Genomic DNA, 12838 nt, shown 5'->3' with positions numbered 1-12838 from the left:
CCGCATATACCTGCACCTGCAAGGGCAAGCGTGCCGTTACCGGCAATATGTCCGATATACATTCTGTCAATGATACTGTAAAGGACATTGACAAACTGCGCGGTCATAGAAGGAATGGCAAGCTGCAGCACCAGAGTGCGTATTGGAGCCTTGCCAAGATCTGCTGTTGTATTCATTTTTATTTCCTCATCCGTTCGAAAGGGACTGTCGCGCTTTTTCGCGGCAGCCCCTTTCTGTTATTAAATGTTATTGTTTTGTTACTGTTCACAGAGCGAACAGTAACACTGTTTTATATAACAGTAATAATGGGTGTCAGATATGCTCTGCCATATCTGACGTATAAGTTATAATTAAATTTATTTCTGCCTGTTCTACAATCAGAATATAACGTTCTACGTAATGCAACGTATTCCGGATATTCAGATCAGGCTGCATCTTTTTCCTCAGGACTGTAATCAGAAACTCCATATTCAACGGTTCCTTCATTTGTATCCTGATCTGTAGCACTTCCACCACTGAGAACATAAGTGATGACCTCGTCCGGAACGCCAGCTTTGGACAAGTTGTCCATAAGAGTGGTGAAGTCAAGTGTGGCAGCATAGGAATTCATATCATCGTCATTGGTTATGTCATAAACGTCTCCAAGATCTGTCAGATCCGGGATATCAACAGATTCTCCTGCACCGGAAGTAATTGTGAAGCTTCCGAGAGTGCTGCCTGCACTTTCAACGGACAGTGCAACAGAACCGGAATCTTTTGCTGAATTTAAGTCTAATACAAGCGCGAAGTTCTCAAACATGGAAAGTGAAGAATCTCCGTCTTCTGAAGAATCAGCAGGGAAAGTGATGGTATAGTTACCATTTAAGTAACCTTCTTTTGCAGATTCTGTGTCGTAATCTTTTACCTCAATAATGGCTGCGGCTGTGTCGTCCTGAGAAATTTCATAGGTTCCGTTTAATTTACCGTCATTAATCTGACCGGATCCGGACAGGGAGAGTGTGCCGGAATCATCTGTTACAATGGAGAGAAGGTAACCAAAGTCTGAGCCGTCTTTCGTCATCTGCCAGTTCAGAACAGGAGTTATTTCATCGCCCTCCTGAAATTCAATCTCACGTCCTGCAATTCTGTCGGTCTCATCAACCCAGATTCTGGTGTTGAGATGAGAATCATCGGAATTACTGGTATCTGCATCTTTCAGAGAATCAAGGCCGTCTTCTACAGCTTTGGTGAAGTTTTCGTACAGATCTTCATTGCTGGAAAGTTTGTCTGTCCAGGTATTGAGGATGTTCTCAATATCACTGTCTGATTTTGCTTCTTCCAGGATTGCGGTTGCAGTTTTGACGGCATCTTCTGCTGAAACCTGTGCTTCGTATACAGTACAGTCCTGGCTGATCTCACCGGTTGTAAGAGTTTCCTGACTGCTTTCGCCTTCTGTAATGTTATCGAAGAGCATAGAGCCGTATTTATTCAGAAGTGTTTCTACCACAGATGCTTCCGGCAATGTTGCCGCCAGATCAGACATCATGGAAACACTCAGGTTGATACTGTCTGAATAAGCTGTGGCAAAATGATCAGTCGGAATATTTACGTCTGTATCGCCAGGGGCTAACTCTTCGATATCACTTTCAATGCTGGCAGCCTGCTGGTCCGCGGCTTCTGCCAGATTGGTCTTGAAATATTTATCAGAGAGTTCTGGAATGCGCATATAAATATTTTGGGTGTCCGGATCCATATAATATTCTAAAGTACAGATTTCGCTGTCGTTAAGAAGGAGCTTCATGAGCACTCCCTCTTTTCCCTCTGTAAAAGAAATATCATTGGAAAGTGTGACATTGTCCAGCCAGGAGACATCAAATGGTGCGATAAATCCCAGAAGTGAGCGGCCGGAATCTTCAAATTTCAGAATCATATCACTCTGCATTCCGGACATCAGAGACTGGCTTTCCTCTATAGATGTAGCGTAAGAAGATACCATTTTTGTGACCTTTTTTGCCCATGCATCTTTTTCGATGGAAGCGTAGCTGTCTGCTGCAAATGCTGTAGATGGAATTGCAGCGGTACCAAGAAGTGCCGCAGCACAGATTGCGGTTGTTTTTCTGAACCATTTCTTTGTTTTCATAAGAGCCTCCTTATGTTCTATTATGAATCTTATGTGGTGGTATTGAATTTCAGGACATTCATTTTCTGCTCTGAAAAACAGGCCTGTCATTATTCCCTGAAAGACATTACAGACTGAAATAACAATCTATATCAATTTTACCAGATATAAATGGAAAAAGCTACAAATTTTCGACAATATGGAAAAAGATGTCGATATTTTCGAAAATTATTTACATACACTGGCTCAGACGGTGAATGATTTCCTTTATATCAGCCACTTCAATGGAAGAATAATTCATAATATATACATTCTCCGGCGCTTCATCCGAAACGTGATAGTAATCGGACAGGGGGGAAAGTTTTATGCTGTGAGCACCTGCAGACTGGATCAGTTTCGACTCTGTCAGAGAAGTATGAACTTCCATAAGGAAATGCACACCTGCTTCTTCTCCGGAAATGGTAACAAGATCATTCAATCGGCTGTTCCTGATGGCTTTGATCAGAGAATCACGTTTGGAATGATAGTAATTTCTTAGTCGATTGATATGTTTCTCGAAATAACCTTCCTGAATGAACTTTGCCAGTGTGTACTGTTCAAAGTTTGAGACAGTACAGGAGTAAAAAGAAAGTTTTTTATAAAATTCATCCAGCAGATGCCCGGGAAGTACCATATAACTGATACGGACAGTAGAGGAAAGGGTCTTTGTAAATGTATTCATATAAATAACTTTATCCGAGACATCAATGCTCTGTAGTGTCGGGATTGGCTGACCGCTCAGCCGAAGCTCGCTGTCGTAATCATCTTCGATGATATAGCGGTTTTCTCCTCTGGAAGCCCATCCGAGAAGCTCATAGCGTCTGCTGATCGGCATAACGATACCTGTAGGATAATGATGAGAAGGGGAGATATGAAGAATATCTGCTTTTTTTTCTTCCAGTTTAGAAACTTTTACCCCGTCGCCGTCCATATCGATGTATTCGCAGGGAACCTGCCAGCTTTTATAAATCTGAGGGATTTTTCTGTATCCTGGATTTTCTACAGCATAGACTTTATCTTTGCCGAAAAGCTGGATCAGAAGTCCGTAGAGGTATTCCGTACCGGCACCTACGATGATCTGCTCCGGCAGGACAGTCATGCCGCGGAATTCTTTCAGATATGTGGCAATGGCCTCGCGGAGAAAAAGGATTCCGCCGCATGGAGGGTTGGTCATTAATTGCATCTGATTCTCGTTTAATACTTCACGGACCATCTTTGTCCAGATCGTGAATGGAAAAAGCTCGGACTGTGTCTGATTACTGGAAAAATCAGCCAGGTATCCGGAGTCTCCGCTTGTGAGTGGAACCATTTCTTTTGTGATATTTTTCTTTTCGATCTCTATGGCTTTCTTGAAATCAGTGACATAGAAGCCTCTTTTCGGCATGGAATAAATATAACCTTCTGCAATTAACTGCTCATAGGCATTTTCTACAGTGATCACGCTTATACCCAGATTTTTTGCGAAAGAGCGTTTGGACGGTAATTTCTCTCCGGGCTTGATATTTCCCTGTAATATGTCGTTTTTGATGCATTTATATAAATATTCGTAAAGGGAATCTGACCCTGTATTTGTAAAATTATAGGTAATCATTTGTGATAGTTTCTCCAATCTGACCTTACTGAATATATCTGAATTGACGATTTAAATATATTCACTTCTGCATTATACTCTGTCCAAGCTGATTCGTACAGAAGAGATTTAATATTTCATTGCAATTGTTTGAAATCGTTACTGTTCGTCGACAATATTTCTCAAGATATTTTTGATGAGTGAATGTTAATGAAAACCGGAGATGTAGATGACAAGTATAACTTGTTGATAATATTCCGGGATGATGAGGGTGAACAGATTTGGAGAAACGATATCAGAAATCAAATATAACACAGGAGGAATTTCACATGGAAAACAGATATGAATTAAACAAACAGCTTGCACAGATGTTAAAAGGCGGTGTCATCATGGATGTTACCACACCGGAGCAGGCAAAGATCGCAGAGGCAGCAGGTGCATGTGCAGTTATGGCATTGGAGCGTATCCCGGCAGATATCCGTGCAGCAGGCGGCGTTTCCAGAATGAGTGATCCAAAGATGATCCAGGGAATCCAGAATGCAGTTTCCATCCCAGTCATGGCAAAATGCAGAATCGGTCATTTCGTAGAGGCGCAGGTGCTGGAAGCCATCGAGATCGACTATATTGATGAGAGTGAAGTATTATCTCCTGCAGATGATGTTTATCATATTAATAAAAGAAACTTCAAAGTTCCGTTTGTATGCGGTGCAAAAGACCTTGGAGAGGCACTGAGAAGAATCAATGAAGGTGCTTCCATGATCCGTACAAAAGGAGAACCAGGAACCGGAGATATCGTGCAGGCAGTACGCCATATGCGTAAAATGAACAGTGCCATCGCACAGCTTACAAGCATGAGAGAAGATGAACTCTTCGAAGCTGCAAAACAGTTTCAGGTACCATATGAACTGGTTGAATATGTACATAAGAACGGCAAACTTCCGGTAGTAAACTTCGCAGCAGGCGGTGTTGCAACTCCTGCAGACGCAGCTCTGATGATGCAGCTTGGCGCAGAGGGTGTATTCGTTGGTTCCGGCATCTTCAAATCCGGTAATCCGGCAAAGAGAGCTAATGCAATCGTAAAAGCAGTTACGAACTATACAGATGCGAAGATGATCGCAGAGTTATCCGAAGATCTTGGAGAGGCCATGGTTGGTATCAATGAAAGCGAGATCCAGCTTCTGATGGCAGAAAGAGGCAAATAATGACAATTGCAGTTTTAGCAGTGCAGGGTGCCTTTATCGAACATGAGAAGAAACTTGAGAAACTGGGCGCATCCTGTATTGAACTCAGAAAAGCAGAAGATCTGGAACAGCATTACGATGGTCTGGTACTTCCGGGAGGAGAAAGCACAGTACAGGGAAAACTCCTCAAAGAACTTGGAATGTATGACACCATCAAATCTCAGATAGAAGCAGGAATGCCGGTTTTGGCAACCTGTGCAGGACTGATCCTGTTGGCAGACAATCTTGAAGGTGGAGAACCAGGTCACTTACAGACCATGCCAGTAACCGTGAAGCGTAATGCCTATGGAAGACAGCTCGGCAGCTTCCATACAGAAGCTGATCTGGAAGGAATTGGAGAAGTCCCAATGACATTCATCCGCGCCCCGTATGTAGCAGAAGCAGGAGACGGCGTACAGGTACTTGCAACAGTAGAAGACAGAATCGTAGCCGTAAAATATAAAAACCAGCTCGCCCTCGCATTCCACCCGGAACTGGACGAGAATGATGAGATACATAAGGCGTTTCTGGCGATGTGTGAAAAATAAAGCATACTTGACAAAATTCGCTAGTTCATAGATAATGCCTGTATACAAATACCTGTAGAGGTACTGGGAGGTGTTAACTTGAAACAGTGTATGGATTCTGACAATCTGCACAGACGATTAAGAAAGATCATCGGACAGGTGCAGGCGATTGACCGTATGATTGACGAAGATGTTCCGTGTGAGGATATCCTTTCACAGATAAACGCAGCGAAATCAGCATTGCATAAAGCAGGACAGGTGGTCTTGGAAGGGCATATTCAGCATTGTGTGCGTGATGGAATCGAGCATGGAGATGCGGATAAGACTATCGCAAACTTTACAAAGGCAGTGGAACGATTTGCAAATATGAAATAATATTGAGGACCAGAAATATATTTTTTATCATCTGGTGATCAGAGACAAGAGAAAACCCGGAAATTCAGAAGTACCCAGTCAAATGGAACTTCATGATTTTCCGGGCTTATTTTTTGCGGTAAAAATTTTCTCCGGACATTGAATCCATTTCCGAAACCGTTTCGTTATAAAAGATAGCGGTTAAGAAATTAACAACTATCTACGGGCACGCTTTTCAACAAGTCCGAGGAGTCCATACAGGATAATAGCGATGATGCACAGGATGATAATGGACATCAGCACCCAGGTAAGCTTAAAAGTCTGACTGGAATAGATGATCAGATATCCAAGTCCTTTTCTGGCACCGATAAATTCTCCTATGATGACACCGACCAGGCAAAGACCGATATTAACTTTCATAACACTGAGCAGCAGCGGCACAGAGGACGGAAGAATAATCTTCATAAGTTTCTCTTTCTTCCCGCCGCCCAGCGTCTCGATCAGTTTCAGTTTCTCCGGGTCTGCTTCGCCGAAACCTGTATACAGATTCAGGATCGAACCAAAGATAGCAACTGATATACCGCAGACAATAATTGTCCGTTCATTGGCACCAAGCCATACGATAAGTAAAGGCGCCAGTGCAGATTTCGGCAGACTGTTCAATACCACGAGGTAAGGCTCTGTGATTTTTGCAAGTCTGGGACAGGTCCACAGCAGAACTGCCATCCCTGTACCCAGAACAACAACGAACAGAAAACTGACCAGTGTTTCCGTGATCGTCACAGAAAGGTGGGGAAAAATAGAGCCATCGCTGCACATACTGCAGAAACTGTGCCAGATCATTCCCGGACTGCTGAAGATAAAAGAATCGATCAGCCCGGTTCTGGCAGAGATTTCCCACAACACCAGAAAGAGAAGAAGAATAAAAATCCGAAGAAAAGTAACCAGCTTCTTTTCTCTTTTCTGATGACGGAGATACTGTTGTTGATGATAGGAAGCTTCAGGCATCATGATTCAGTTCCCTCCAGATAAGATTAAAATAAGATTTAAAGTCAGGGGCATTTCTGGAATCCATCGGAGTACGGTTTTCCAGATCAAAATGGATCGGCACGATCTTACAAATAATGGCAGGCCGGGGTGAAAGAATGATAACCCGGTCTGCCATGCTGATCGCTTCCGAAATATCATGAGTGACAAGGATTGCAGTCTTTTTCTCTTGACGCAGGATCCTTCCGATGTCGTCACTGACATTGAGACGGGTCTGGTAGTCAAGTGCAGAGAACGGCTCATCCAGCAGAAGAAGTTCCGGCTTTAATGCCAGAGTACGGATCAGGGCAGCTCTCTGGCGCATTCCTCCGGATAATTCAGACGGATGTGCAGAACGGAATTTGTCCAAACCGTAATCTGAGAGAAGCTGATCTACATAAGCAAGTTTTTCGGCAGTGAGTTCCTTACGGATCTCCAGACCGAGAAGAACATTTTTATAAATTGTCCGCCACTCCAGCAGATGATCCTTTTGTAACATATATCCGATACGGCAGTCGCCGGAAGTCACCGGAGTGCCATCCAGAAGAATCTGCCCCTGTTCCGGCCGGATCAGACCGCAGATCAGATTCAGAAGCGTGGACTTTCCGCAGCCGGATGGCCCGACAATAGCGAGAAATTCACCTGGCATCAGCTGAAAGGATATATGAGAAAGGGCAGGGGTTTCCCCTGATAAACTGTGGTAGGAGAGACAGACATCTGTAATTTCCAGCAGTGGTTTCATACAGATACCTCCATATATATTCGATGAATATTTGTTAATGTCCGTATGTCGCTGTAAAATTCCATTGCCCAGGCAATTAAGAATGAAAGCGCAGAGAGAATATTAACGAATATTTTCATAATTTATGATATGCAGAAATGCCAGGGTATGATATAATAGATATACTATAGTATTTTTGTCGCGATGTCAGGACACTCGGACATACAGGAATCAGGTATAGAAATCAGGTATAGAAATCAGACGAATGCTGTAAAAAACTGTATAAGAAAGTGTAAGCAAATGAGAAACAAAAAGAAAGCGATATTTAACACCGTCTTTCTGATCCTTGTATTTTCCCTTACTGTATATATGGTATTTAAGGGCGAGGATCTGGGAGAGATTATTCATACAGTACGGCAGGCAGATCCGGTTTACTTACTGATCAGTATCGTCTGCGTGGTGCTGTTTATACTTGGTGAGTCCGTGATCATTTTCTATATGATGAGGACTCTTGGGGCAAAAGTAAAAATGGGACATTGTGCTCTGTATTCCTTCGTAGGATTCTTTTTCAGCTGTATTACTCCGTCTGCATCCGGTGGACAGCCTATGCAGATCTATTTTATGAAAAAGGACAAACTTCCGATTCCTGTCACTACGCTGGTCCTGATGATCGTCACCATTACTTATAAAGCGGTTCTGGTGGTGATCGGAATTGTGATCTGGATTTTTGGCAGAGGTTTTCTGGAGGGATATCTTGGGCAGTACATGTGGGTATTTTACCTGGGTGTAGGCCTGAATATTTTCTGCGTCACTTTTATGATGATCCTTGTATTTGCACCGGGACTGGCGAAATGGATCATGGTAAAAGGTCTGAAGCTTATCGAGCATTTCCGCTTTCTTAAACCAAAGAAAACCAGACTTGAGAAGTTGGAAGCATCTATGGATCAGTATCATGAGACGGCAGCTTTCTGGGCGAGTCACAAGCTGGTGATCCTGAAAGTGTTCCTGATCACTATGGTGCAGAGGATTTTGTTATTTACAGTTACATACTGGGTATACCGTTCGCTGGGATTTCATGGATATTCCATCATAACCCTTACGATCCTGCAGTCTGTCATATCTGTCTCTGTTGATATGCTGCCTTTACCCGGAGGAATGGGAATCAGTGAATCTCTTTATCTGGTGATGTTTGCACAGATTTTCGGAGAATCATTGCTCCCTGCAATGTTACTCAGCAGAGGAATTTCCTATTATGCGCAGATGCTCATCAGTGCAGTGATGACCTGTGTGGCATATCTTACAATAGGAAGAAAAGAACACGAAGATTAGGGGAGAAGTTATGTTTTTAGGAATTTATGATTACACGGTGGTATTGACTTATATAAGCCTGGGAATTTCGGTATTTGGAATTACCAGGGCGCTGGAAGGAAATTTCAGGATTGCGATTTTCTGTCTGGCACTTTCAGGATTATGCGACATGTTTGATGGAAAAATCGCCAGAACAAAGAAGAACCGCACGGATGATGAGAAGAATTTCGGGATTCAGATTGATTCTCTTTGTGATGTAGTCTGTTTCGGTATTTTTCCTGCAATGATCTGTTACTGTCTGGGTGTGAACACACCTGCAGGAGTTGCTACACTGATTTTTTACAGTGTGGCGTCTGTCATCCGTCTTGCATATTTTAATGTCTCAGAAGCAAAGAGACAGAACGAGACTTCTGAGAACAGACAGTATTATCAGGGGCTGCCGATCACATCCATGGCGATCATTCTGCCGTTCCTTTATCTGATGAGAAGATATTGCGGACTGTATTTCCTGATCGTGATACATATTGCAGTGATCATCGTAGGACTGCTTTTTATCCTGGACATCAAGGTGAAAAAACCGCAGAATCCAGTTCGTATCCTGCTGGTTGCAGTCGTGGCACTTGCACTTGCGAAGATGTTCCGTTTGATATAAAATAAATACAACTGTTGACTGACCGCAGCGGTCCCGAGAAACAGGGATGCTGCGGTCATACTTTTATAAACAGGAAATTCAATGGGAATTACCTGTACTGAACTTTTACATGGAGGGACGATACAAATGAAGTATATTGACAGAAAAGGAAATATCACGATTGAAGAGAATGAGCAGGACAAATTTCTGCGGCATTTATATAACGACAGGGGTGGCAGACTCTGCCTGAAACTCCTGATCCGACCTTTCGTGTCAAAAGCAGCAGGAGTCCTGCTTAATACCAGACTCTCTGCCAGATTTGTACCGGATTTTGTAAAGAACAACAGGATCGACCTGAGCATTTACGAAAAGCGGAATTTCTCTTCATGGAATGATTTCTTCATAAGGCGCATCCGAAAAGAAGAACGCCCGATCGATATGCGTGAAAACGTCCTGATCAGCCCCTGCGACGGAAAACTCTCCGTACACAGGATCAGCTCAGATTCCCGCTTCAGCATTAAAGATACAGAATATACAGTAGGCCAGCTTCTGAAGAATGAAGCACTTGCTGAGAGATATACAGGTGGCTATGCATTGATCTTTCGACTTACAGTGGACGACTATCATCATTACTGCTATGTAGCAGACGGCAGAAAATCCGCAAACATAACCCTGCCCGGCGTTTTCCACACAGTAAATCCTGCAGCAAACGACGTATACCCAATCTACAAAGAAAATGCCAGAGAATATATCCTGCTGAAAACAAAGCAATTTGGCACAATCCTCATGATGGAGGTAGGTGCCATGATGGTAGGAAAAATCACAAACCTCCATAAAAATTCTGCTGATGTAAAAAAAGGCCAGGAAAAAGGCAACTTTGAATTTGGTGGTTCCACAGTAATTCTCCTCATCCAGCCGGGAAAAGTCCGCATTGACTATGACCTGATCGAGAACACGGAAGAGGGATATGAGACCATTGTAAAAATGGGCGAACGCATTGGAGAGTGCAGAAAATCGAAAAAAGCACATTATTACGAAGAAGCAATGGAGAATGCCTGAATTGGATTTGCATCTTATAAAAGATGATAATAAAAAAGCATTTGTGAAGATACAGAAAGGATGTAACAACACGATTGAATAAACGAAACTATCAAAAAGAACTGGAAAAACTTATAGACCAGGAACAAAAGGACAATAAAGTTCCAAGTCTGTTTCTCCACAGTTGCTGCGCACCCTGTAGCAGCTACGTACTGGAATACCTGTCAAAATATTTCAACATCACAGTATTCTACTACAACCCAAACATCTACCCGGAAGAAGAATACCAAAAACGAGTCCACGAAATTACCAGACTGGTAAATTCCATGGAATTTGAACATCCTGTCAAACTGGTGGAGGGCCACTACAATCCACAGGAATTCTTCCAGATGGCAAAAGGCCTCGAAGATGTACCCGAAGGCGGTGAACGCTGTTTCAAATGCTACCGTCTGCGTATGGAAGAAGCTGCAAAACTGGCAGAAGAAGGCGACTATGACTATTTCACAACAACCCTCTCTATCAGCCCATTGAAAAATGCGGCCAAGATCAACGAAATCGGAGAAGAACTGGCGCAGATCTACCATGTCCAGCACCTCCCATCCGACTTTAAGAAAAAGAATGGATACAAACGTTCCATCGAACTCTCCCACGAATACGACCTCTACCGCCAGAACTACTGCGGATGCGTTTATTCCAGAAGAGAAGCGGAGAACAGGAATCCCAACTAACCACTTTGCAATCCTAGAAAAATATGATACACTAACACGTAAAAGTAAAAAAAATAAAAAGAAACGAGGAATAACACAATGGCACAGCTTTGGGGCGGACGTTTCACAAAAGAAACAGACAAACTTGTATATAACTTCAACGCATCAATCTCTTTTGACCAGAAATTCTACGAACAGGATATCAGAGGCAGCAAAGCACACGTAGCAATGCTCGCCAAACAGGGAATCCTGACAGCAGAAGAAAAAAAACAGATCGAAGCAGGTCTTGACGGAATCCTTGCAGACGTAAAATCCGGCAAACTTGAGATCACATCTGAATATGAAGATATCCACAGCTTCGTAGAAGCAAACCTCATCGACAGAATCGGTGACGCAGGCAAGAAACTTCATACAGGAAGAAGCCGTAACGACCAGGTAGCTCTTGATATGAAACTCTATGTAAGAGATGAAATCGACGAAACAGACGAACTGGTAAAGAAACTTCTCGAAGCACTTCAGAAAATTATGGAAGAGAATGTCCACACATACATGCCGGGCTTCACCCATCTTCAGAAAGCCCAGCCAGTCACCCTTGCTCACCATGTAGGTGCATACTTTGAAATGTTCGTACGTGACAGAAGCAGACTTGCAGATATCCGCAAGAGAATGAACACCTGTCCTCTGGGAGCAGGTGCTCTGGCAGGAACCACTTATCCGCTTGACAGAGAATACACAGCTAAACTTCTCGGCTTCGACGGACCGACCAGAAACAGCATGGATTCTGTATCAGACAGAGACTATGTAATTGAACTTCTGTCCGCATTCTCCACAATTATGATGCACATGAGCCGTTTCTGCGAAGAGATCATCATGTGGAATTCCAACGAATACCGCTTCGTAGAAATCGATGATGCATACAGCACAGGCAGCAGTATCATGCCACAGAAAAAGAACCCGGATATCGCAGAACTTGTAAGAGGAAAAACGGGCCGTGTATATGGAGCATTAACTTCCATTCTTACGACCATGAAAGGAATTCCGCTTGCATACAACAAAGACATGCAGGAGGACAAAGAACTCACATTTGACGCAATTGACACTGTAAAAGGATGCCTTGCCCTCTTCACAGGTATGATCTCCACTATGCAGTTCAACAAACAGAACATGGAAGCAAGTGCAAAGAACGGCTTTACCAACGCTACAGATGCAGCAGACTATCTGGTAAACCATGGTGTACCTTTCCGTGACGCACACGGTATTGTAGGCCGTCTGGTACTCGCCTGCATTGACAGGGGAATCTCCCTGGATGAACTTCCTCTTGAAGAATACAAAGCCATCAGCCCTGTATTCGAGAACGACATTTATGAAGCCATCAGTATGCGCACCTGCGTAGAGAAACGTATGACCATCGGTGCACCAGGTCCTGATGTAATGGAGAAAGTCATCGCTGAGAACAAAAAATATCTGGAAGAAAATTAAAAAAATACTTGCATTTTACTTTAGTTTGGTATAGTATGTACAAGAAAGACAGATGTGCGCAATATAAGGACGCCTGGACAAAAATGTCCGCGCAAGGGTAGAGATGCGGGTAGAAGATAA

12 protein-coding genes are annotated in these 12838 nt (G+C 43.2%); 8 read left to right on the top strand and 4 right to left on the bottom strand.

What is annotated here, in order from left to right; genetic code table 11:
* Positions 1–424 precede the first annotated feature (424 nt).
* On the bottom strand, positions 425–2119 hold the full coding sequence (locus tag ACTNES_RS07425) for a hypothetical protein (RefSeq protein WP_441039042.1): 1695 nt from the start codon (positions 2117–2119) through the stop codon (positions 425–427).
* A gap of 211 nt (positions 2120–2330) precedes the next feature.
* On the bottom strand, positions 2331–3728 hold the full coding sequence (gene pdxR / locus ACTNES_RS07420; protein ID WP_291817490.1) for a MocR-like pyridoxine biosynthesis transcription factor PdxR: 1398 nt from the start codon (positions 3726–3728) through the stop codon (positions 2331–2333).
* A 308-nt stretch (positions 3729–4036) separates the two neighbouring features.
* Between pdxR and pdxS the strand changes: the two genes are divergently transcribed.
* The 3 genes from pdxS (at position 4037) to ACTNES_RS07405 (ending at position 5829) form a co-directional block, all read left to right on the top strand.
* Positions 4037–4909 carry a pyridoxal 5'-phosphate synthase lyase subunit PdxS gene (pdxS, locus tag ACTNES_RS07415; protein ID WP_154779728.1) on the top strand — a complete coding sequence of 291 codons (873 nt, stop codon included), beginning with the start codon at positions 4037–4039 and terminating at the stop codon, positions 4907–4909.
* Positions 4909–5475: a pyridoxal 5'-phosphate synthase glutaminase subunit PdxT gene (gene pdxT / locus ACTNES_RS07410; protein ID WP_216459447.1), complete on the top strand. Its 567-nt coding sequence runs from the start codon at positions 4909–4911 to the stop codon at positions 5473–5475. Before pdxS ends, pdxT begins: the two co-directional genes overlap by 1 nt.
* A gap of 78 nt (positions 5476–5553) precedes the next feature.
* Positions 5554–5829, top strand: coding sequence for a metal-sensing transcriptional repressor (locus ACTNES_RS07405; RefSeq protein WP_216459446.1), 276 nt, complete (start codon positions 5554–5556; stop codon positions 5827–5829).
* Positions 5830–6024: 195 nt separating this feature from the next.
* Here the strand turns inward: ACTNES_RS07405 and ACTNES_RS07400 are convergent, their stop codons facing one another.
* Positions 6025–6816, bottom strand: coding sequence for an ABC transporter permease (locus ACTNES_RS07400; RefSeq protein ID WP_334303499.1), 792 nt, complete (start codon positions 6814–6816; stop codon positions 6025–6027).
* Complete coding sequence (locus tag ACTNES_RS07395) at positions 6809–7576, bottom strand: ABC transporter ATP-binding protein (RefSeq protein WP_291804680.1); 768 nt, start codon at positions 7574–7576, stop codon at positions 6809–6811. Before ACTNES_RS07395 ends, ACTNES_RS07400 begins: the two co-directional genes overlap by 8 nt.
* A gap of 279 nt (positions 7577–7855) precedes the next feature.
* On the opposite strand from ACTNES_RS07395, the gene ACTNES_RS07390 reads away from it, so the two are divergent.
* From ACTNES_RS07390 to argH, 5 genes are all read left to right on the top strand, one after another.
* Positions 7856–8884: a lysylphosphatidylglycerol synthase transmembrane domain-containing protein gene (locus ACTNES_RS07390; protein ID WP_291817496.1), complete on the top strand. Its 1029-nt coding sequence runs from the start codon at positions 7856–7858 to the stop codon at positions 8882–8884.
* A 10-nt stretch (positions 8885–8894) separates the two neighbouring features.
* On the top strand, positions 8895–9515 hold the full coding sequence (locus ACTNES_RS07385) for a CDP-alcohol phosphatidyltransferase family protein (protein WP_291804685.1): 621 nt from the start codon (positions 8895–8897) through the stop codon (positions 9513–9515).
* Between the two features lie 126 nt (positions 9516–9641).
* On the top strand, positions 9642–10553 hold the full coding sequence (locus ACTNES_RS07380; RefSeq protein WP_291804687.1) for a phosphatidylserine decarboxylase: 912 nt from the start codon (positions 9642–9644) through the stop codon (positions 10551–10553).
* Between the two features lie 74 nt (positions 10554–10627).
* A complete protein-coding gene (locus ACTNES_RS07375; RefSeq protein WP_291817497.1) occupies positions 10628–11260 on the top strand; it encodes an epoxyqueuosine reductase QueH in 633 nt (210 codons plus the stop codon).
* A gap of 78 nt (positions 11261–11338) precedes the next feature.
* On the top strand, positions 11339–12718 hold the full coding sequence (gene argH / locus ACTNES_RS07370) for an argininosuccinate lyase (protein WP_291817498.1): 1380 nt from the start codon (positions 11339–11341) through the stop codon (positions 12716–12718).
* Positions 12719–12838 lie beyond the last annotated feature (120 nt).

Source organism: Blautia sp. HCP3S3_D9, assembly GCF_052063845.1.
Taxonomy (GTDB): Bacteria; Bacillota; Clostridia; order Lachnospirales; family Lachnospiraceae; genus Blautia_A.
Note: the sequence above shows the minus strand (reverse complement) of the source record. Positions and strands in the feature narration are given on the sequence as shown.